The sequence below is a fragment of the Martinezella sp. CNPSo 3890 genome (assembly GCF_057784455.1).
Map to the genome: position 1 here is coordinate 73,532 of NZ_JBXSOR010000005.1, position 20,827 is coordinate 94,358.

General features: G+C 54.6%; 15 protein-coding genes. 3 read left to right on the forward strand and 12 right to left on the reverse strand.

The features are described 5' to 3' along the window. Nucleotides 1-19: 19 nt before the first annotated feature. Entirely contained in the window at nt 20-1,114 is a 1,095-nt protein-coding gene (locus AC13RC_RS14975) for a DUF6270 domain-containing protein (RefSeq protein WP_488557605.1), read from the forward strand. A 16-nt stretch (nt 1,115-1,130) separates the two neighbouring features. Here AC13RC_RS14975 and AC13RC_RS14980 read toward each other — a convergent pair whose 3' ends face one another. Further along, on the reverse strand, nt 1,131-1,940 hold the full coding sequence (locus AC13RC_RS14980; protein ID WP_488557606.1) for an ABC transporter permease: 810 nt from the start codon (nt 1,938-1,940) through the stop codon (nt 1,131-1,133). 164 nt (nt 1,941-2,104) lie between these two features. Between AC13RC_RS14980 and AC13RC_RS14985 the strand changes: the two genes are divergently transcribed. Both AC13RC_RS14985 and AC13RC_RS14990 read left to right on the forward strand, forming a co-directional pair. Then, entirely contained in the window at nt 2,105-3,316 is a 1,212-nt protein-coding gene (locus tag AC13RC_RS14985) for a KpsE/RkpR family capsule polysaccharide export protein (protein ID WP_488557607.1), read from the forward strand. Between the two features lie 336 nt (nt 3,317-3,652). Next, nucleotides 3,653-4,804, forward strand: coding sequence for a DUF4214 domain-containing protein (locus AC13RC_RS14990; RefSeq protein ID WP_488557608.1), 1,152 nt, complete (start codon nt 3,653-3,655; stop codon nt 4,802-4,804). 146 nt (nt 4,805-4,950) lie between these two features. On the opposite strand, the gene AC13RC_RS14995 is transcribed toward AC13RC_RS14990, so the two are convergent. From AC13RC_RS14995 to AC13RC_RS15045, 11 genes are all read right to left on the reverse strand, one after another. Then, entirely contained in the window at nt 4,951-5,985 is a 1,035-nt protein-coding gene (locus AC13RC_RS14995) for a class I SAM-dependent methyltransferase (protein ID WP_488557609.1), read from the reverse strand. Then, nucleotides 5,961-7,886, reverse strand: coding sequence for a hypothetical protein (locus tag AC13RC_RS15000; protein WP_488557610.1), 1,926 nt, complete (start codon nt 7,884-7,886; stop codon nt 5,961-5,963). The genes AC13RC_RS14995 and AC13RC_RS15000 overlap by 25 nt, the downstream gene beginning before the upstream one ends. Before the next feature lie 110 nt (nt 7,887-7,996). Continuing rightward, the gene (locus AC13RC_RS15005) at nt 7,997-8,959 is read right to left on the reverse strand and encodes an FkbM family methyltransferase (protein WP_488557611.1); all 963 of its coding nucleotides are present in this window, start codon (nt 8,957-8,959) and stop codon (nt 7,997-7,999) included. 94 nt (nt 8,960-9,053) lie between these two features. Continuing rightward, nucleotides 9,054-11,204, reverse strand: coding sequence for a tetratricopeptide repeat protein (locus tag AC13RC_RS15010; protein ID WP_488557612.1), 2,151 nt, complete (start codon nt 11,202-11,204; stop codon nt 9,054-9,056). A 192-nt stretch (nt 11,205-11,396) separates the two neighbouring features. Continuing rightward, on the reverse strand, nt 11,397-13,199 hold the full coding sequence (locus tag AC13RC_RS15015; protein ID WP_488557613.1) for a Hint domain-containing protein: 1,803 nt from the start codon (nt 13,197-13,199) through the stop codon (nt 11,397-11,399). Between the two features lie 780 nt (nt 13,200-13,979). Continuing rightward, nucleotides 13,980-15,170, reverse strand: a complete 1,191-nt coding sequence (locus tag AC13RC_RS15020; protein ID WP_488557614.1) for a Hint domain-containing protein — start codon at nt 15,168-15,170, stop codon at nt 13,980-13,982. A 52-nt stretch (nt 15,171-15,222) separates the two neighbouring features. Beyond that, on the reverse strand, nt 15,223-15,915 hold the full coding sequence (locus tag AC13RC_RS15025) for an outer membrane protein (protein WP_183809224.1): 693 nt from the start codon (nt 15,913-15,915) through the stop codon (nt 15,223-15,225). Nucleotides 15,916-16,845: 930 nt separating this feature from the next. Next, nucleotides 16,846-17,406: a DUF982 domain-containing protein gene (locus AC13RC_RS15030; RefSeq protein ID WP_488557615.1), complete on the reverse strand. Its 561-nt coding sequence runs from the start codon at nt 17,404-17,406 to the stop codon at nt 16,846-16,848. A gap of 516 nt (nt 17,407-17,922) precedes the next feature. Continuing rightward, nucleotides 17,923-18,168 (reverse strand): helix-turn-helix domain-containing protein, encoded by a 246-nt coding sequence (locus AC13RC_RS15035; protein WP_488557616.1) that lies wholly within the window; start codon nt 18,166-18,168, stop codon nt 17,923-17,925. Between the two features lie 306 nt (nt 18,169-18,474). Beyond that, complete coding sequence (locus AC13RC_RS15040; protein WP_183809223.1) at nt 18,475-19,008, reverse strand: NUDIX hydrolase; 534 nt, start codon at nt 19,006-19,008, stop codon at nt 18,475-18,477. 294 nt (nt 19,009-19,302) lie between these two features. Then, nucleotides 19,303-20,631, reverse strand: a complete 1,329-nt coding sequence (locus tag AC13RC_RS15045; protein WP_112724414.1) for a dicarboxylate/amino acid:cation symporter — start codon at nt 20,629-20,631, stop codon at nt 19,303-19,305. Nucleotides 20,632-20,827: the final 196 nt, after the last annotated feature.

The window sequence follows — 20,827 nt, forward strand, 5'->3', positions numbered from 1 at the left end:
AACAAAAAGGGGCAATCATATGGGTGGCATCGCCTATTATGGCTCGTGCCCTAGCGAGGAGTTTGTCCGATACGTATTTGCGGACAGCACGATCGTCTTCTTCTGCTACGGCATCAACATCGCCAGCTTCATGAACGACAGGCAGGCGTCCATCACCGCCATCGAGGGGTGGCCCGAACCGATCCAAAAGAAGCTGCAGTTCGAAGCCGACAAAGGCTTCTGTGATCGATTGAGGACATCAGCGCCGATGACGCTGGTGATCGATTTCAGCCGCGCCACGCGCGCCTCGCTCCTAGACTACGAAGGCACCTTACTCACCGTTCCCTACGAACTTTTGGAAGCGGGACACGATTTGCAACGCGAAGCCTTCAGCATCTTCAAGGTGATTCCGTTCGGTAGTTGCGACTTCTGGACGCTCGTGATCGAGGCAGCACAAAGATTCTGCGAGTTCCTGAATGCAAACCTGCCGGATACAAAGGTTATATTGCTCGATATGCCCCCCACAACCGACTATCGCGGCACGCTTATCGACCGCAATACCTACATGACCGACTTTTGCCGCTGGCAGATACGATATCCGATTTCTCGCATGCTTATCGACTTTTGCCGGGAGCGTATTGAAAACAGCAGGATATTTGCACCGCCGTCAGATCTCTATTCCGACGACACCGCACTCTACGGACCCGCACCGATGCACTATTTCGTGGAGGTCTGGAAGGAGATCGCTGTTCGCTTTCATGCGAATGGCGGCTTCGACGGATTGCCGCGTGCGAGCGATACGGTTTCCGCACTCACGAACTATTCCGGCCTAATAGACGCCTTCACCAAAACGGCATTGACCAACCCGAACCTTCATCGGTTCAGCCTCGATATTCTGCTTGGTGCACTGCCCTATCTCTTCGCAAAAATCAGCAACCCCGCCTATAACCACTTTGGCGACCCCATCGATTCCTATGATGTCGTTGCAGCCTTTCGCTGGATTCTCGGTCGCGAGCCGGAATCTGTCGAAACCTTTCTCAGCCACTATGCGCTGCCCAGCCGATGGGAGTTGCGCGAAACGCTGCTACGCTCCTTGGAATTCCAGAACCAGGTGACGAACTATGCCAAACGTTAGCGCGCCCGTCGCGGCATCACTCGAACTTGATGTGATTGCGTGCCGCGTTGATCAGGAAGAGCCCGACAGCCGTCGTAAACATGCAGCACTTCGCGAGGTAATCAATGTCATAGAAGGTTTGCACGGAATCGCCGAAGACACCGGCGCGAAAAAGCTCGAAGCAATGAACGAGAGGGACATAGAGCGCCAGCTTCTGGGCGCCACTGGGAAGCCAGGCCACCATGAAGAACATGCCGCAGATCGGCAGCGTCAGATATTGGAACGGTGGAATGAATTTCTCGATGAACTCGAACCGCTCCGTACCGGCGGCAAAGATGAGCGCCACTCCGAAAGAGAGCCAGGCCATGAACAGCCAGCCCGCCAACAGCAGACCGAGATTCTGATAGGGCGGAATAATGTTTGCCAAACGCGCAACCGTGTAGACGACGATGAGCGCAGCAGTCGTGCCGGCAGTCTCCAGAAGCGCACGGGCGATTATGGCGTCGGCCAGGCGGATTTGGCGATGGTACATCAAGGGCAGATTTTGACGCAGACAAGAAACCGCGTGACCGGTTATGTGGCGCCAGAGCGTCAGCGGCATGTAGCCGCTCAAAACGAAGGCCGCGACCGTCAATCCGTGCGCCTCGTGATTGAGCAGTGTCCACATGATCATGACACCCGTAGTCAGGATCATCGGTTCCAGCGCAAGCCACAGGAAGCCGATGTTTTCCCGCCCGTAGCGTATGAGCATTTCGCGCATGATCAGCGCACCAAGGACCCGTCCCTGAATCTTCAATCCGGTAATGAACTGCGCCCCCCCGCGCGCGTTTGCCGATACCTGATGCATCCGAAGCCCTCCTGGTCGCTATCCCGTCTCCATCGGACGGTCGGTCAACGATACCGGCGAAGGGCAACCGCTCAATCTTCATTGCGCCGGGCTCGGACAATTAGCGTCCGTGACGTCCGCTCGCAGATCTGCAACGACAGACGATCATCAGAAAGGGCATGATCATGGCTCTGATTAACCCCGAGACCCAAAACAAGAAAGTCGATGCAGATCAGCGCCGGCAGTCTTTCCACCGCATGATTGCAACTTCGATTGCCGGACCTGCAAGAGCCCGAAAGCGTCGCAAGCGTTACGGCCGTCTAAGCGTTTATCTGCTGGCGGTTATTGCCCCTACCCTGGCGGTCAGCGCCTATTACGCATTGATCGCCGCTCCAATCTATGTTTCCGAATCCTCTTTCGTCGTCCGCATGGCCGCGCCGCCATCCTCCAATGTCTTCGGTTCTCTGCTGCAGAACAGCGGGATAACGCGCTCGCAGGACGATACTTTTTCCGTGCAGGAATATATCCGCTCCCGCCAGGCGCTGAAGGAACTTGCCGAAAAGCTTCCCGTACGTGCTATTTTCGGCAGTCCGCAGGCGGACTGGCTGACGCGCTTTCCCCGCTTCTGGGAAAACAACAGCGAGGAACAGCTCTTTAATTATTATTCGAGCCGGGTGTCTGTCATTCACAACGACACCACAGGCATCACCGTCCTGCGGACGACAGCCTTTCACGCGCAGGATGCCGCGGATATGAACGCCTCATTGCTGGCACTTGGCGGCGATCTTCTTGACCGGCTCAACAATCGCGCCCGTGGCGATGCGGTTCGCTTTGCCGATGGCGAGGTGCAGCAGGCGCAGCAGCGGGTCATTGATGCCCAACGAAACATAACAAACTTCAGAAACAAGGAGCTGATGGTGGATCCGAATGCCAGCTCCATGTCGATGATCGATCTCATCAGCAATCTGACGTCCGCTCTCGCCAATACGCGGGCACGCCTTGCAGAGACGCGCAAGACTGCGCCGGATAGTAACTCCATTCCCTTTCTGACGAGCCAGGTCGCAGCATTGGAGCAGCAGATCGAGAATGAGCGAGCAAAAATGGTCGGATCCGACAAATCCGTCGCGCCCAGAATTGCAGATTACGAGAGTCTCGTCCTGATGAGGGAGTTTTCCAACAAGGCGCTCGTTGCCGCGCTCGATGCGCTCGAAGCGGCCCGAGCCGATGCCCGCCGCCAACAGCTTTATCTTGAGGTCGTCGTTCCACCGCAGATGCCTGACGAGGCAGAGATGCCTTATGCGCTGAAGAACGTTACGGTCGTTTTCCTGTCCCTGAGTCTTTGCTATCTGCTGGGCTGGCTCATGGTCACCGCCATCAGGGATCACGAAAGCGGCTAACCTTGCCGGAGCCATGATCGAACCTGAGTGTTCAGATTTTGAACGTTATCGGCATGCCATGGAGCAAAATACAACCAGCAGACAATTTCTTTGGCGCCATACCGATTGCGTCTCAATAGTATAAAATGCGACAATATTTCCGATCAAAATATCGTTAAAGAAAAAATTTAGTTATTGAACACATTTATATTGATTTTACAGTTGAAAATAGTGATTTTTGTTGCAAATATTTCCTGAGGAATGGCGGAAAAATCGGAGCTAAGCTTACCCGATCAACGGGATAAGGATCAAATCAAGAGGTGACATCGCATCATATTGATGTGAACAGCCGCATTAATGGTTGCAATCCAGGCGTTTATTCAAGTTCACCATCAGATAAAAACGGAAATGGAGTGCATTGTGATCGAAGAGCAATCGAAAACAGGCAATGCAAAGGACGTCATTATCGCAGCATATAAAGGCCTTCTAGGAAGAGATCCTGACAAGAACGGCATGAGTTCATATCTCGACTTGCTGGAGAAGAACTCACTTTCATATGAAGATCTTATACGGCAAATCAGTGGTTCTGATGAATTTAAGACCATACATGGGTACATTCAAACATATGGCTCCTCCAGAAGAGAGGCAATGGATGTATTTCGGCAATTCAGAAAGTATGAGGGGCCGGGCCGAGCAGGCTTTGTGACCAATTTTCTCGGTTGCGTTTCCAACGTGAACCATGTCGGCCTTGCAAGCCATTCCGGACTGGTTGAATCATTTCCGTTTCCCGGTAATTTTCATGGGGCCGCCTTGGAATGGATCGCGGTATTGCGTTCGGTTCTCGACGCTCGGGAGCGATTCAGCATGATTGAGCTCGGCGCCGGATGGGCACCTTGGTCGGCAATCGGCTATGCGGCCGCCAAACAGAAAGGCTTAAGCGCTCATGTAACCGCGATCGAAGGGGATAGTGGTCACATCGATTACATTCACCATTCATTTCGTGAAAACTCCATTCCGGATAGCGATGCTGACGTTATCCATGGGGTCATCGGCGTTGAAGATGGGATAGCCAGGTTCCCTCGGGCAGCGCAGGCCGGGCATGTCTATGGCGCCGCCGCTGCTTTTTCTGGCGAAGGCAATGATGGCGATGCATTCGGGACATTCCTGAGGCATCATAGCGGCCTTATCGCGGAAATTGAAGAAGTCGCATGTTATAGTCTAGCAACGGTCCTAGACGGCAAAGGGACCATTGATCTCATCCATTGCGATATTCAAGGTGCCGAAGGCGACCTCTTTGAACGCCATATCGATGTGGTGACGAAGCAGGTGAAGCGCGTATTCATTGGCACGCATTCCGCTGACTTGGATCGGCGCCTTATCAGCTTGTTTCCCAAGCATGGCTGGGTTTGCGAAGGCATTGTTGCCGCGAAGACCAGGGACGATCCGCACGGAGATCCGATGCTTGTTGCGGATGGGGACCAGGTATGGCGCAATCCGGCGTTCTTCTGATCCAAGTCTCACAGCAATTCTAAGAAAGTGTATGGCGGTTTTCCGTCCGGAATTGCGTATAGATGTCTATGCCCACAGTCAGCTACTTTACCCGCACACTTCTCAAGGCGGGCTTTCGGCGTACGCGCACGCTCTAACTGCTGGCATTATTTTTTCACGAAAACAAAGATGCTAGTAACATTGTCGATATGGCCAGGCTCTTCATGCAACTCGAATAACCGGCAGCCAGTTCTATCGGCCAGCTCCAAGATGGAATGTTGCGGCGTAGAGTGCATCTCCATATCGAGTTTGAAACCACCCTTGAGATAGTCTGCTACTTTGAAGCTGTAACCATCTTCATGTGTCCTAACGTGTACGATCGCGACTCCGTGAGGCGGCAATCCGGAAAACGCCTTCTCTAGGATAGACAGTGTAACTGGCGGCGGATTATGTTGCAGCACCAGCCGGGAATACCAAAGATCGAAGCCGCGTCCTGGCATGACGTTCTCAGATGTGACTTGGATAAACTCGACATTATTGACGCCCGAAGATGCAATATGCTTTTTCGCCAATTCAATATGAGGGGCTGAGATGTCCAGCGCGATAACATGCTTGAAGGCCGTAGCCAGCGCAGCCGTCGCACGCCCCACACCGCAACCAAATTCAAGGATAGTTTTGAAGTCATTTGGCGATCGGTTCATTCTACGGAGCAGGTCGCGAACCAAGTACAAATCTCCGACACCGCTTTCATAAAATTCAACCAGATTTTGTTCCAATTGATCCGGCACATACTTATCCAAAGACAACACAGACCAATGTGGCGCCTGAGCACCAATTTCTGACCAATAGGATGCCGTCTTGGATACCACCTGTTTAAGAGTGGGATCGTCCATGGTGGTTTCAATATCGGAGGGCGGAGTATGGGCCAGAAAAGATTTAGTGACCGCTATGGGATTCTTTAATTTATACTCGGGAGATTCCATCAGATGCTGGCGGAATAATTCAACGTCTTCGAATGCCTGGCGATAAATTTCTATAACATCGTTGTTTTCTGGCAACCTGCCTAAGAGATAGCGATAGCCATAGCTCACGTCGTCCTTAGAAATTGGCATTCCTCTGGTCCTTAAATGATATTTCTTGGTGCACAAGCCGCGACGGTCGTTGTTCGTTGTTCTTCTTATTGTCCTGATGCGAACGTACATGATCCTCCAAGTACGAAGGAGCCGGAACCGCCCGTCACAATCGTCGTCGGGGCCGGTATTGTCGCCTGGCCGCTGCCACTTTGGACAAGCAATATTTGATTTAAGCCACTAGCTACAACCCCAGATAGAATATTAAACGAGGGACTGAGCGTAATTCCCGCCATACTGGAAATGGTGCAGAACGCGTGCTGGTCTGGTAGCTCATTGTCCGTAAACGGCAGACCATTGATAAAGAGAGAACCTGAGAGGCCGCTGGAGGTAGTACCGTTTATGTAAAAGGTAATCGTCACCTGAGAGCCATCATACCAGAACGTCCCAACACGCGAGCTATACGTTACCGTGCCGCTCTCGCCGCTCCCGACCACTCCCGGAGTCCAATACTGTCTTACGCCGCGCAGCTCATAAATGCCGCCGGCGGATGTTGTGGGAATTACAGGTGCTGGATGTGTGACATTGGCTATACTTGGCGGATTTGCGCCTGAAATAAAGCCGGAAGCTCCGGCATTAATAGCGGCCGACCCATTATTGTCGTTGTTGTAGTTCCACAGGACTCCGTTACCAAATTGCAGGCTTCCGCTGCCCAATACAGAGATGCAGCTACCGCCAGCGTAGAAGCAATCTATATTTCCGATCGATACCTGTGTACTTGTCCCAGAATCCCGATAGGTGCCTGAACCAGGCTGACTTCCGGTTCCGGGAAATGCCTGGCCCGACCCGCGAAGATTGGCGATCTGTAATTGCACGCCTGTCGCGTCGGGCTTAATCCAAATGCCGTATAACGTGGCGTCAGCGGACACAGAACCGATCTGCGCACCCGTCGTGGTACCTTCGTTCGATTGGGTAAAGGCTAGGGCACTATGATAAGACAAGGTAAAAATGTCGTCTATAAAAGGTGAATCGGATCGCGCGTAGACAATCGGATCAACAGTCTGGTCGAACGCCGCGACGACGGAAGCCCCTGACCAGAAAGGCCAAAACTGGATATCTTTAAGCGTCGAAATATCATGCATGTGATCAAAGGAAAGACACGTTCCCTGGGGCTGGCCATAAATATTTGTGATGTGACCCCGCGCAGAGTTAAAGACACTGATGCAATGCGTTGTATTATAGAACATGATATTATCAAAATCGACCCGGCCATTATTGTTAAGTACGAAGAAATATGGATAGGCGTTTGGGGTCCAGGGACCAGTACCAATCGCTGGCTGATCGTCATAGAACGCTATATAAGAAAAGGAGGGCGTACCTCCTTGGCCAGCAAGTCCACTTATTGTGGCGGGGGTGAACGAAGTGCTAGAGCGGTGAATCCACGTACCAAGCATATTTGTGCTGCTCAATGATCCCGCTGAAACCGCCTCATTCCAGCCTGCACCGCGGAAGCAAGGGGTCTGCGCCGACATTGTTACTGCAGAGGACCATAACCAAATTCCCGCCGGGATAAAGATGCAACCAACATTTGCGTCGTAGGCTTTCTGGACATATTGGCCAATATCTGTCGAGTTGTTGTTTTGTGCGCCCCAAATGCGGATGTCCGTTATTGTGCTAGGCTGCAGCATCCAACACCCTGTCCCGCTTGATGGTTGGACCTTCGCGCCGTTATCTGGGCCGGTGCAGTTGGATGCCGACAAGGTGTATGTAGCCGCGCCGCCGTCACCGGCGGCGTAAAACCCGCTACGGACAATGGTCGTTCCCACCGCCAGTCCCGAAATGGACGTCGATTGTAACGCAGCGTTTGTTTGGACCGTGCTGGCGCTTTGCGCCCAGGCACCCGTACTGAAACTGAACACGATAAGTGCCCATGCGAGCAGCAAAAATTGTCCGGCAGTACGGTCGTTGTTTTCTGGCAACTTGCCCAAAAGATAGCGATAGCCGTAGCTCACATCGTCGTTGGAAATTGGCATTTTTACAGTCCTCACCGACTTGTGGAGACAACGCCGCTTCGCCTCATCTCTTGCCACTTACCAAATGCACGCCAGAACTCCCAACGGAGGAAATTCTCAATAGCTATATTTCAGTTTGAAAACCGCTCACGGGGGATCAGCGCCAGATCTTCAAGGCGAGTATTCGCTCCGTAATTCTGTAAGAATATGCCAGCGTCTCCTATGTCTTTCGGTGCGCCCGTCGGGTCCGCTCGATCGAGAAGACCAATGTGATAACCAATATCTGTAAACCTCTTTAAATAGCTCAGTGGATCCACCCCAGATATGCGCTGAAGCATCTCCGGCGAGAACTCCGTCGATATGATGGGCCGATCGCGCTCTATAAGAGGCCAAGCGCCGTCAAAAACCTTGGACTCTGCGCCCTCTACGTCAACCTTAATGAAATCGATGCGCTTTTGGACAAGCTGATCCAGGCGAAAAACCGGCACCACCGTACAATAAGGACTGCTTAAAACAGCCGAGGTTTCCGGCAGCAACCCGCCATTGGAACCTACATGCGTAGAGAAATAGGCGGCCCCTTCTGCACTGGATAGTGCGATAGGCAGAAGCTTTACATTGTCAATTCCGTTTCGCTCGATGCTCAACAGTATCAAGCGGCTATTTTCGGAATTCGGCTCTATTGCTGTCACGGAACCCGATGGTCCAACGAGCCTTGAGGACAACAGCGTAAAATACCCGATGTTTGCACCAATATCGACGACATGCATTCCCTCCTTGATCACTGACTTACAAAAGGCAGTGACATGAGGCTCATATATACCTGAATGCAGTATCGAAAGGCCGACTGCCCTATCGGCATTGTCTACCGCCAAGCTAAATGATCCAAGATCAGCGTAGAAAATATCCTCTGGTCCAAATCTGACAATGATCGGTGTGTTTAAGCTCTGACGATCAAAAACACCTATAACAGAGCGAATTTTTGAATAAGATAATTCTCCATCCGAAATACCATGTCTCCTAATATGATCTTTATGAGATGGAGGAATATCGTTCCCATACAGGAACTGACATATCGTTTCTAAACTTCCATCCATAAACAACCCTCCACTCACAGCACTGATCTCGGGAATCGAGATGATCAAAATTACATTTTGAGGCGGGCCAAGCCGCCTAACGGGACTGCATCGATCAGTTTCGGCCTAGCTGCGATTGGAGCATGACTTTCTCCAACAAACCCACTCGTTCCAGTGGGGCCGCCCCATCGCAGTACGCCACGGCTGAAAGCCCGAGATGGCATGACCGAGCGCCCGTATCGCCGAACCTGCCCCTCGTCAGCAGGTTGACCGTCACCCTCCCCTGCGGTCCGACAACACCTTCGAACGAAATGTAGGTCGGCCGGTCGATCACCTGGAAGGAAGACGTTTCCCCTCCGGCATCGGTGATCAAAACAATGTTCTGGCTGCCAGGTGGGCACATCACCTCCAGGTAGATACGCACTTTCTGGCCCTCGGCGAGTTCGCTATCGAACACAAGCCGGGAGCGGCGCTGGCTTGCCCAGACGCCCCAATCCTCCATAGCGAACCAGCCAGAGTCACGCGCTGCGCGAAAGGTAACGATCCGCCGGCCTTCGGCGGCGATCCGCAATAGCGCCGTGTCGCCGCCTTCGATGATCTCGTTGCGAGGCAGGCGGCAATTCAAACGGCCGGGCTGATCTCCCAGCCCAACACTCATGTCGATCGCCGTCGAGAACAGCTCGGAGCAGAACGCATCCCACGATTTTGGCACGAAATTCTGCTCGATATCGCGCTGCCAGTCGGCCAGATCCTTGCGATCGACAATGACCTGCTTGAAGATGTTGTAGCCGTCCTCGATGTTGTAAGGATTGATGTAACGCACAAAATGCCCTCCAACTTCGGGCATCGAGGTGGCGTTGGAGGCGATGCAGGGCTTGCCGTAATTCAGGCTCTCGCCGATGGGCAGGCCAAAGCCTTCGGCAAAACTTGTATAGGTCGTAAACAGAGCATGCCGGTATAGATATTCCAGCTCGTCGTCCGAGATGTCGTTGAAAATGTAGAGCCAGTCCCCGACATAACCGTGAGCGGCCAGATGGTGGCGCAATTCGTCGATCTGCCAACCCCATTTGCCCACCCAGACGAGTTTCGGTGCCTTCTCGCCCAGTTCGCGGATCAGACGTTCCCAGATGCGGATCTGGTACATATGATTCTTGCGAACCTCGATGGTTGCAACACAGAGGACATATTCCTCCTCTGCCATGCCGAGGATGTTGGTATTAAGGATCCTGGTCTTCTTCTGTGTCTTCCGCAGTTCCGTTGCGAGCGGAATTGCCTTGACGGGCAGCTCGAAGTTGAGACGCTCCTTGAAATAGGCCCTGATTTCGGATGCGACGAACTCCGAATTCGCCAGAACGAAATCGCAAACCGACAATACGTCGATCAGCTGTCTTTGAAACTTGTCGACGGCAGCCTGCTGGACATATTCGGGATTCCGGATCTGAATGAGATCGTGGATGAATACGCAGAAGCGCATGCCTTTTTCACGAAGCTTCCGCATGACATCGTAATGCGGATAGATCCAGAAAGCGCCCGCAACGACGAATATATCATCCTGCGTCGGCCAAACTTCGAAGCGCGCGTCGAAGACGGCGGCAATTGCCTTATCGACCATGCTGCGATCGACAATCGGGACATCGAACTGGCGAACAAGCGTCGCAAGTGCCGCCGGGCTCGCGGCGAGAATACGATGGCGATCATACTCGGGGATCACCGGGATAACGCGGTAATCTCCGAACATACCGGACTCGATATGAAGGACCAGGTTGGCAACGACGCGTTGAATTCCGCTCAGGCTCTTATTGTGCTGAGCATATTCCATGAGGTCGGTGACGTCGAGCCAGATGGTCTTTAACGCTTTTTCGCTCTCGGCGCTGAAATCTGAGAAGACGTCGCCAGCGGCGCCCGCTGCCACGAGTTCGATGACGGCGTCGTGGTTGCCGGGGTTGCATTCCACCGAGCGCTTGTAGCTTTCGATTGCTTCGCCCATGCGTCCGGTGAGCTTCAGCAAGTGTCCGCGCTGCAGGTGAATATCGGAATCATCCGGGTTGAGCTCGAGAGCTTTCTGGTAGCGCTTGGCTGCCTCGCGGTAGTCACCCGCTTCCTTGAGGCAGTTGCCCGCCTGAACCCAAATCCCCGTGTCCTCGGGATTGGTCTGCAAATGCTCATCATAGAGGTCGGCCGCTTTCTGCCACAGTCGCGAATCCCGCGCGACGTCTGCCTCACTGACGACGTTTCTCATTTCTTCCTTGCTGCGGAAAATGTTCATGAAATCTCGCCCGGTTTGTTGGGTCAGGTTGATCGCGATGGCTAAGGGGATTTCCGCGATGGTTCGTCGGCGCTCGCAACTCCGCCGGTTCTTGCCGGAGACGGATAGGTCGATCCCATCCCTCTCCGGCTGCTGAACAGCTCCTCACTCTGTCGGCGGTCCAAAGGTGGACCGCCGCAAGATGGGCTTTCCTCAAGCGGCGCGGAGCCCCGCGACGTCTGTTTCTTCCGGCGCCACCCAAGGTTGGCCGGCTTCCGCATAGCCTGTCAGGCGCAGGATCACGTGGCCCTTGCAATCGGCCCACAGTGTGGCCGGCAGCACGAGGTGACCATTGGTCCAGGACCAATTGCAACCTGCAGCGATCTCTTCCGGATGAAGGCCGACGAGGCCGTTCAAGGCAACGTCGCGATCCGTCTTGAGACCATCGAAGATACGCAGGCTCTCGAACCGCACGCCGAGCGCACGAACCTCGCGGCCGGGAGAGAAGGTCCGCGACACCAGGCTCGCCGTCTTGGCAGAAGCCGGGAAGATGAACCGGGCGAGGTCGCCGTCGATCTGTCCCTCCACGCGTTTGCCGTCGACCAGCATATGCAGGTCCATATCCGCAGCCCGGCTCCAGCCGAGTGTCTCGACCCGCGCAATCAACCGCTCGCGGATCGCCTCGACGAGGACACCGCGGTCGACGAAGGGGCGGGCATAACGGGTGAAGCTCTCGGCCACACGTTGAGCGGCGTCGACCTCGACAAGACGGCCATAAGCCCTGCCGAAGAAAGCGCGATTGCCCACTTCCATGTAGCTCTCGCAGCCCAGGCCCTCTGCCATCAGCACATCATGGCTTTCCAGTTCGACGTGCCAATATGTGACCTCGGGCCACTCCTCGCGGACGATCGTCGCGCCATTGGCCAGTTCGCCAACCGGCACGAACACTTCGCCCATCAGGTCCACGCACACCGCATGGCCGCCGGACAGCAGCAGATCGCGAGCGGGCAGGTTATCGCCGAATGCGCCGGCACGAACCCGGACCGGCCACTCGTTGCGCACCGGCCGTTCGACCCGTTTGCTGCCGATCCAAATGATCGGACGGGCTTCGCCGGTCGCCGTGATCGCCAGGTCGCCAACCCTCAGATCTTCGACGGCGACCTCGCCGCGCGCGGTAAGGATAAGCGTTCCGGAAACGAAGCAGGGCGTCGCCACCGGAGTAATGTCTATCGCTGCGCCATTCGCAGTGATCGTCAGCGGACCTGCCTGGCCGGCTATGAAAGTGCCGGTCGTGAAACTGGTACCGGCAACGCTGACATTTCCGAGAGGATTGTTGCTGCTGTCAAAAAGGCTGATCGTCTGGGAGCCGCCGCTCGAAGTGATGGTGTAGTGATCCACCGATCCTGCCAGCCCTTGAAACTCGATCTTGTCCGTCGCGGCATCGAAACTATTGATGGTCGTCGACGAAAGATCGAGAACCGCGCCACCGGCGTTCGCGACGAAGGTGCCCCCACCGGCTCCGAAGTTGATGGTCGTGCCGTTCAGCGCGCTTATCAAGGCCGTTCCGTTGGTAAACGTGCCGCCATTCTCGATATCGACATTCAAGCCGCTCAGCGCTCCGAGGACCGAGCCGCCGGCAGCGGTGGCGGTGCCGCCGTCAACGATGACGGTCATGCTGCTCAGGGCGCTAATACCCGAATTGATGGTAGCGTTGCCGCCCACATAGACCGTGGACGAGCCTAATAGCGCAGCGGTAATATTGACGGTTGCCGTCGCGCCGGGGGCCACCACATAGTTGGTGTTCCCAAGGACCGAGAGGATAGACAGCGAACTGGTGCCATTAACCGGTGTCGCGACGTTGCCTGGCGCAATATTGGTTACCGTTGTAGTCGTAGCGTCAGGGTTGGTGATGGTGAGGTTGTAATTTGCACCTATCCCGAGTGGGCCGCCAGGGTTGTAGGTCAGATTATACTGTACGCCACTCGCTGTGGTGGCACTATAATTGCCTTCCGCCATGTTTCTTGCTCCGTTAAAGTAAACGAGTTCAGAACTAGTCTATGCTGACCCTCATCGCGTAGGACGATGGAGCTTCGGTTCGCCCTTCGCACATCTCCTTGCCAACGCCGCAGCGCGAGGAACTCCAGAGCATGCAAAGACCATCGACACTCTTGTCCAGGCAATCCCGCCCCTGCCACACCAATCCCGTCACGACAGTATAAAACGCGACAAAATCTCTATAATCATAGTCTAATAAAGATATTTTCTGTTTTCTCCGAAGCGTAGTTGACTTTCAAAGCGGAATCACACGCGCTGTCAGATAGTTGCAGCGTCAGTCGGGGTGGAGAGTCGGGTTACCTCGCTTATCGTTTAGATGCTGTCGATGGGTCGTTCGCCAGCTGTTCTCGACAAGACTTTGAGGTTTGAGAATGCGGTTTCGCTCGGATTGAAATCGGCTACGCAGCGCGAAATGCTCAGGCTCTGCAGCAATGCTCGATTATTGCGCCAACCCTGACCCGCGCACCCGGGAAGAGCGCGTTATAGACCATAAGATCGGCAGGTATCCTCATACCGTCATGTCGACGGGAAAGTTGATGAGTATCCCCTTGTAAAACAACAGATAAGCGAGTCTTCCTGGCCAAGCGGCAGATAGTCAAAATGGGAAGGACGCGGGATGGAGAAAATCCGCGTGTCTTTTAGACCAACCGACAGCTCTTGATCGAAGCTCGTCCGTCAACCCGATCCCGATTTAGTAAATAGGACGAAACAGCATCGTCTTATGGCGGCATTATTCTTCTCTCAGGATGCTTCAGCTTCGCGGACGCGATAGCCCATTTCCATCGCCCGCCTTTCAATCGACATACGAGCTTGCTGGAGCACTCTGCCGGCATAGACTGGCGGATAGCACCAGTCGTTCCAGGTGCGCGTTGCTGTACTTGCAAAGGAACCGAACCGCAGTACGCCGGGCTCAAGGAAGGACATACGACCACCGAGAGCGAGATATGTCTCGGTCTGTGCGCCTTCGGCAAGAATGATCGAATGCTGTTCGAGTTCGATATGATAATACTCGAACGGCACCAAAGTCGTCTCCTGCGTGATCGTCGTACCGTTGAGGAGGAACTTTGCTGGAATCAACGATTCCTCTAGAAACATGCAACGGTCGGGCGAAACGTAAAGATCCCGGGAAGGGACGTTTTCGGCAAGGGCGCCCGCCTGTATGCGAACCGGAAGGGTATCGCGTGGTTTATCGATCGCCTTCGGATCAATCCGACGCCGTCCGACCCATCTGATTTCCGCGACGCCTTTGTGCGTAACCACAAGATCGCCGGCCCGTAAATCTTCGACCGGAGTATCTCCCTCGGGTGTGCGGATGAGTGTGCCACGCAGGAAGCAGCTCGTAAAAGTCAGGCTGTCCGCGTTGGCATCGTAGGTATAGGTGACACCCATGGGTATGGTATAGGAGCCAAACGGTACCGCGTTCAAGAGACCGCCGAAGAAGGTGACGGTATTCCCTGTTTGAGAGACAACGTTCGAGCCTACTACCTCGATCCTGTCTCCCGATTGAACGTTTACGACGTTCGGCGGGGTCGAGAGGCTCAAATTGATGCCGCCCGGATCGTAGGCGAACAGCCCACTACCTTTTGCATCGGCAAAATCCACGGTAGCCCCGTTCAAAAGATCGGCAGTAAGCAGGCTCACATTCGCCGTAATACTCGAATCGGCACCTATCGCATAAGTATAGGTCGAAGCGGCCCCGACATTTGCGGGGCCGGCATTGATCGTCACATTCGCACCACTAACCGCTTTGATCGTTGTATTTGAAGCCCCGTCGATGCCGACGATACTGCTAATATCGACATCAACGCCGTCAACAATCACCGTACCGTTGGCAACCAGATTGAGCTGGATGCTATCCGAGGGAGTGCCGGCATTGCTACTATCAATCGTAGTCGTGCCATTGTTGATTAGGTTGATGCCAATCAAAGCCATGTTATTATCCTCTCCGACAGATTAACATGTTGTCTTTTAAGGCAAAACTGGATCAGAACTTGTAGTTCAGGCCGACCCGAACGGCATGGAAGTCAAGGCTGCCTTTGGTATTGAGGGTATCCCCCCCGAATTTGCTGCTGCCGAAATCGACATACTGATATTCGAGTTTTGCCGTCACATGGTCGGTGAAAGCGTGTTCGACACCGGCACCGATAGTCCAGCCCGTCTCGGTCTTGTCGTCGTCGAAGCTTACGCCAGCCAACGCGCCCTTGTATTTGACGTGTCCATAGGCGAAGCCGCCGGTTCCGTAGAACAAGGTGTTGTCATAGGCGTAACCGATGCGGGGGCGAACAGTGCCGAACCAGTCGATCTTGGAAGATGCACTTGCGGTGCCGTTTCGGAAGGAATCGCTGATGTCAGCACCCTGAAAATCGGCTTCGAGGCCGACTACCCAGTTGGGGTCGAACTGGTAGTTGTAGCCGATCTGGCCACCTCCGAGGAAACCGGACCCTTCAAGCTTGCCAAATCTGCCAAGGTAACTTCCGAAGGAATGGAACCCGACATCGTCGTTACCACCGAAACCGCCGCCGGCATTCACACCGACATAGAAACCGGTCCACGAAAATACCGGCGCCGCCTCGACGGGAGCTTGAGGCGGTGTGGAAGTTGCGAGATCTGCTGCATAGACGGTACTTCCCGCAACCGTCGCCAACAAGAAAACCGTAGTCCCCAAAAACTTGCGCATTCGAAAATTCTCCTCGAAGGAATTCACGAGATTCAACATGTAACTTGCGAAAGTCCACGTTGAGGCCATAATATAGACGTGATTATAGCTGTAAATACGTAGTCACTAATAAATATTTTCTATATATAAGCTTTATTTGTATAGTTTTGTCGCAATATGTATTGAGAGCATATTGATTCTATACTTTGACGCACCGCAAAATGCCGGAATCGCGGCGGCAAAAACATTACAACCAGAATGAGATGGATGGCTTCGCGTCTGCCGGGGACGCGGAATGTATGAAACGAAGCGCGGCAATTTCGCTTCGTTCGCAAGGGCGGCTGGCCGCGGCGGCTTCCGAGTGACGCGATCGGGTGTGATATGTCGCTTTCGATAGACAGGCAGAACGCCGTTCTGCGAGTTTTTATCGCTACCGCAGATAGTCATCTGCTGCGCTGGGAGGCCTGACGGGGCGGACCCCTAGAAGGAACGTCAGGCCTCCCAACTGCGCCCAACTCCTCTCCCTATGAACGGACATATGATAAAGAGCATGCTGGCAAATCACGGCCTGCATACATTTGGTGTGTCAATCTCCGCAACGGCGCCCAGGAAGACAGGCAGAGCGATCATGTTGCCGCTGGAGCATTCCGAAACATGCAGCCTGATGGCATTAGGTATTGGCTTACTGTGAAATCGACTTTCCAACGTGGGGCGCAATCAGACCTCCCGCGCCGCTTTCCGTATGGACGATGTAGCGGCGACAAGCCACATCTTTGGAACTATCGCAACCGCCAATTTGCGATGGTCGGGAGGCCTGGTTGTTTGCTTCAAGCAGCGGTCGGGCCTCCTCGCTTGCAACAAGCGCAACTCGCCAGTCAGTAGCTTTTATCCCGGCATGCTCCAAGACGCCTGCTTGTTCGCATGCTGCAAATTCAAACAAACCGAGAGGTTTTAATCGCCTCGGGGAATTATATGCATGCGGGCGGCGCCAGCCGCCTTGAGGAAGGCAGAGCGAACCTGTTCGGGTGAAAGCCTGCCTTTGACGCCGTCGACGCAGGCCTGCAACGCTTCTTCAAACGCATCTCCGTAGCGTATCGGCCATTTCGTCGTCAGATATTCGATGGCCTGTGCGATCGAATTGATGGAATGAATCTCGTCCCCATCCTGCGCTGCAATTCCGAGCGGCGCGAATGCCAGCCCTGCGGGTTCATCCGAGGCGTCGAATGAGGTTGATTGATCTTGATCGGCGGCGTTTTCGGATTTTGCATGCCGGCGCCTCGTCACCAGTGTGGCCAGCAAGGTCATATCCCGAGCAATCCTATCCAGGGCTGCGAGCTTGTCTTCTTCGGCCCGCGTCCGGTCCTGCCCCCCCTGTCCCGCCTGCGGCTCCGGCGGCGAGGCCAGGCGGCTATCTACATTCGTTCGAGGAGTGAAAACATCATCAGGGACCGAATTAACAAGCTGTGCACCGTTATCGAGGTCGGCACCAAAACTCTTATCATTCCGCCCCATGCCGATCTGTCCCAATAAACGCCGTCAAACCCGTCCCACTGCATAGCAGCGATATGTTGTATCGGCAAAAGTACTACTAATAAAACGCAATTGACCCGTATAGATTAAAACTTTGAAACGAATTTGACCAGTATCGCGACAACAGAAAGCGAAAATACTCATAAAACCAGGCGATATTGGCTTATTTTCAATGTATAAATATGGAAATTTTCGCTTAAAAGGCCAACGAACGGTCCTGTGATCGAAGCTGCATCTCTTCGATGCAGCAGCCACACCTACATCTATAGCTGCATAGGCAACTTCAAATGTCGCCTAATCCACCTGCGATTGCCATTCCGGCAGCTTTCGGTGCCGGAAGCATTGCAAGCCCGTCCCAAGACGTTGCTCATACAGTTGCAGACGCATGTGCCTGCGAAAGCGAGACGATGCGCTCTTCGATTGCGACGATCGGCATGGAAAGCCAATGCGAAACGCGAGCCGCCGAATTGAAGAGGCGCACCGAAGTGCGCCGCTTGTTCAGACGATGAAGAAAGTCGATGGCGGAACCTGCAATGCGGTCGCAATGCGGCGAAGTTTCGCCGGATCGGCCTCGGTACCAGCCTCGATTTCCGTGATCTCCCCACTGGTCAGACCACAGGTCTCCGAGAGGTCGTCAATCGTGTAACCGATGGCTTCACGCGCCTGCCGCACAGCAGCAGCAATCTCACCATCAGGAACCGTAGAAACCTTTGAACTATCGATATTATTCGGAGTAATGGACATGAAATTTCTCCTTCCAAAGTCCGCCGGCCAATTCGTTGCCGGGTGAAGGCAGCTATTGCAGCCATGAGGCATATCGACCTAAACAGACACGGCCGAACGCTGCGTCAATATAGGCATCAATGCGGCGAGGGCAAGCACGGAAGCGCATAGCTGCCAATCGCCTGGCTCTCGGCTAATGTCGCGATTTAATATTCTGTGATAGCGACAACACGTCACGGTTACAGAGGAATGAACGGCACTGCACGCCGTCCTGCGACGTCAGCCGCCGCCCGCCCGGCTGTGAACGTCACCCTGTAACGACGAAGATCATTTCTTGCCTTTTGCCTTGCGCACCTTCCGCTCGGCCGCAAGCAGGAGCCCCTTGAGTTCCGGTTCACGCACACGATTGGCTGCCTCGATGAAGGAAACCCACTCGACGCGGCGTTGGCCTCGCTCCGGAAAGTCCTGGAGCGTTTGGTCGACCTCCAGCAGATGCAGTTGGACAATGCAGGGAACGCGGCTGCCGTCGGCAAGCTGCTTCAGATAGGTAAAATAGCCAAAGGGCTTTTTCTTCACCTTGCCGCGCACGCCGGCTTCTTCATAAGCTTCAATGGCGGCAACCTCATGCGGCTTCTTGCCCTTGATCGGCCAACCCTTGGGAACGACCCATCGGCCGCTCTCCCGGCTTGTGACGACGAGCATCTCGGCATCGTCGCCTTCGGGCACCTTCCTGTAGCAGATGGCGGCATATTGCTCATGGACCTGGCCGTGCAGCAACTCGTCGGCATGACCGGCAAGCTCGGACAGAAAGCTCTCCGACCGTCGCAAGGCTTTTTGCTGCGCTGAAAGTGAGAAAGCCATGCGCGCTACTCGCGACACGGTCGATCGACGCACACGCCCCTCGAAACTGGCCGGCCCGCGCTCACAAAAATCGTCTGTGACACGCTGCTCTCCTGCTCGCTTGGGTTTCGTCGAAATTCACAACTGTCCGTATGATGCTGTGAGCCGCTGCGGTGACAGTTTTATGAAGGCGGCTGTTGATGATGCGGAAGGATCAGCCATCTGAGAGTGCTACACGAAACTGTGATCGAACGGCACCGAACGAAAAAACGGCCCCCGAAGGGGCCGTTTCATCCTTGGGAGGACATGCGAAGCTTATTCGGCTGCCTGCAGGGCAGGCACCTCGATTTCTTCGCTCAATTGCCCCGCCATGGCGGCGGCAAACTTGGTTTGGTCGAGTTCGTTTTCCCAGCGGGCAACAACGACCGTGGCTACCGCATTGCCGACGAAATTGGTCAAGGCGCGGCACTCCGACATGAATCGGTCGATGCCGAGGATCAGCGCCATGCCGGCGATCGGAACCGAAGGCACGACGGCAAGGGTGGCGGCAAGCGTGATGAAGCCCGCACCGGTGATGCCGGCGGCACCCTTGGAGCTCAGCATTGCCACCAGCAGCAGCAGGACCTGATCCCCCAGCGACAACGGCGTATCAGTTGCCTGGGCGATGAACAATGCCGCCAGTGTCATATAAATATTGGTGCCGTCGAGATTGAAGGAATAGCCCGTCGGGATGACGAGGCCGACGACGGAGCGCTTGCAGCCTGCACGCTCCATCTTGTTCATCAGGCCCGGCAATGCGGCTTCAGACGACGAGGTGCCGAGCACCAGCAGCAGCTCTTCCTTGATGTAGCGGATCAGCGCCAGGATCGAGAAGCCGTTATAGCGGGCGACGGCCCCGAGCACGACGAGAACGAACAGCAGCGAGGTGGCGTAAAAGGTGCCGATCAGGAAAGCCAGATTGGCGATCGTGCCGATACCATACTTGCCGATAGTGAAGGCCATGGCGCCGAAGGCACCGATGGGAGCGAACTTCATCAGCAGGGCAACCATACGGAAGATCGGCGTGGTCAGTGCCTGGAGGAAATCCGTCACCGGGCGTCCGCGTTCGCCGGCAGCGCCAAGCGCAATACCGAAAACGACCGAGAAGAACAGCACCTGGAGAATATCGCCCTTGGCGAAAGCGCCAACGATCGTATCCGGAATGATGTTCATCAGGAAGCCGACGACCGACGCGTCATGGGCCTGCGCCGCATAGTTGTTGACGGCCTTGGTATCCAGCGTCGCCGGATTGATGTGCATGCCTGCGCCCGGCTGCACGACGTTAGCAACGATAAGACCGACGATCAGCGCCAGGGTCGAGAAGGTCAGGAAGTAGATGAACGACTTGCCGACGACACGGCCGAATTTCTTCAGGTCCGACATGCCGGCGATGCCGGTCGTGACCGTTAGAAAGATGACGGGCGCGATGACCATGCGCACCAGCTTGATGAAGGCATCGCCGAGCGGCTGCAACGATGTGCCGAGTTGCGGATAATAGTGACCGAGCAGAATGCCGGCGGCGATGGCGGTCAGAACCTGCACATAGAGGTGCCGGTAAAAGGGAACCTTGGCGCGCGTTTCCGCGGCAGCGATAGGAGCAATCATGATGTCCTCCGTTAAGCCCAACCGATCTCTCGGCCCTCCGGGCGACGACTAGAATTCAACAGCCTCCGACTGTTCCGTCGTTCTTTGCAATGACCGTGCCAGATACACGCCTTGATTTTAACACTTTGCTTTTGTTAGATTTTAATTTCCGACACTGATCCAAGATCATCGATCTGTGCGACTATCCGCACAGATC

Bases quoted from the DNA above. Each gene is read 5' to 3' on its own strand.
- AC13RC_RS14975 (WP_488557605.1), top strand. From the start codon at position 20: ATGGGTGGCATCGCCTATTATGGCTCGTGCCCTAGCGAGGAGTTTGTC.
- AC13RC_RS14980 (WP_488557606.1), bottom strand. From the start codon at position 1,940: ATGCATCAGGTATCGGCAAACGCGCGCGGGGGGGCGCAGTTCATTACC.
- AC13RC_RS14985 (WP_488557607.1), top strand. From the start codon at position 2,105: ATGGCTCTGATTAACCCCGAGACCCAAAACAAGAAAGTCGATGCAGAT.
- AC13RC_RS14990 (WP_488557608.1), top strand. From the start codon at position 3,653: ATGGTTGCAATCCAGGCGTTTATTCAAGTTCACCATCAGATAAAAACG.
- AC13RC_RS14995 (WP_488557609.1), bottom strand. From the start codon at position 5,985: ATGTACGTTCGCATCAGGACAATAAGAAGAACAACGAACAACGACCGT.
- AC13RC_RS15000 (WP_488557610.1), bottom strand. From the start codon at position 7,886: ATGCCAATTTCCAACGACGATGTGAGCTACGGCTATCGCTATCTTTTG.
- AC13RC_RS15005 (WP_488557611.1), bottom strand. From the start codon at position 8,959: ATGGATGGAAGTTTAGAAACGATATGTCAGTTCCTGTATGGGAACGAT.
- AC13RC_RS15010 (WP_488557612.1), bottom strand. From the start codon at position 11,204: ATGAACATTTTCCGCAGCAAGGAAGAAATGAGAAACGTCGTCAGTGAG.
- AC13RC_RS15015 (WP_488557613.1), bottom strand. From the start codon at position 13,199: ATGGCGGAAGGCAATTATAGTGCCACCACAGCGAGTGGCGTACAGTAT.
- AC13RC_RS15020 (WP_488557614.1), bottom strand. From the start codon at position 15,170: ATGGCTTTGATTGGCATCAACCTAATCAACAATGGCACGACTACGATT.
- AC13RC_RS15025 (WP_183809224.1), bottom strand. From the start codon at position 15,915: ATGCGCAAGTTTTTGGGGACTACGGTTTTCTTGTTGGCGACGGTTGCG.
- AC13RC_RS15030 (WP_488557615.1), bottom strand. From the start codon at position 17,406: ATGGGGCGGAATGATAAGAGTTTTGGTGCCGACCTCGATAACGGTGCA.
- AC13RC_RS15035 (WP_488557616.1), bottom strand. From the start codon at position 18,168: ATGTCCATTACTCCGAATAATATCGATAGTTCAAAGGTTTCTACGGTT.
- AC13RC_RS15040 (WP_183809223.1), bottom strand. From the start codon at position 19,008: ATGGCTTTCTCACTTTCAGCGCAGCAAAAAGCCTTGCGACGGTCGGAG.
- AC13RC_RS15045 (WP_112724414.1), bottom strand. From the start codon at position 20,631: ATGATTGCTCCTATCGCTGCCGCGGAAACGCGCGCCAAGGTTCCCTTT.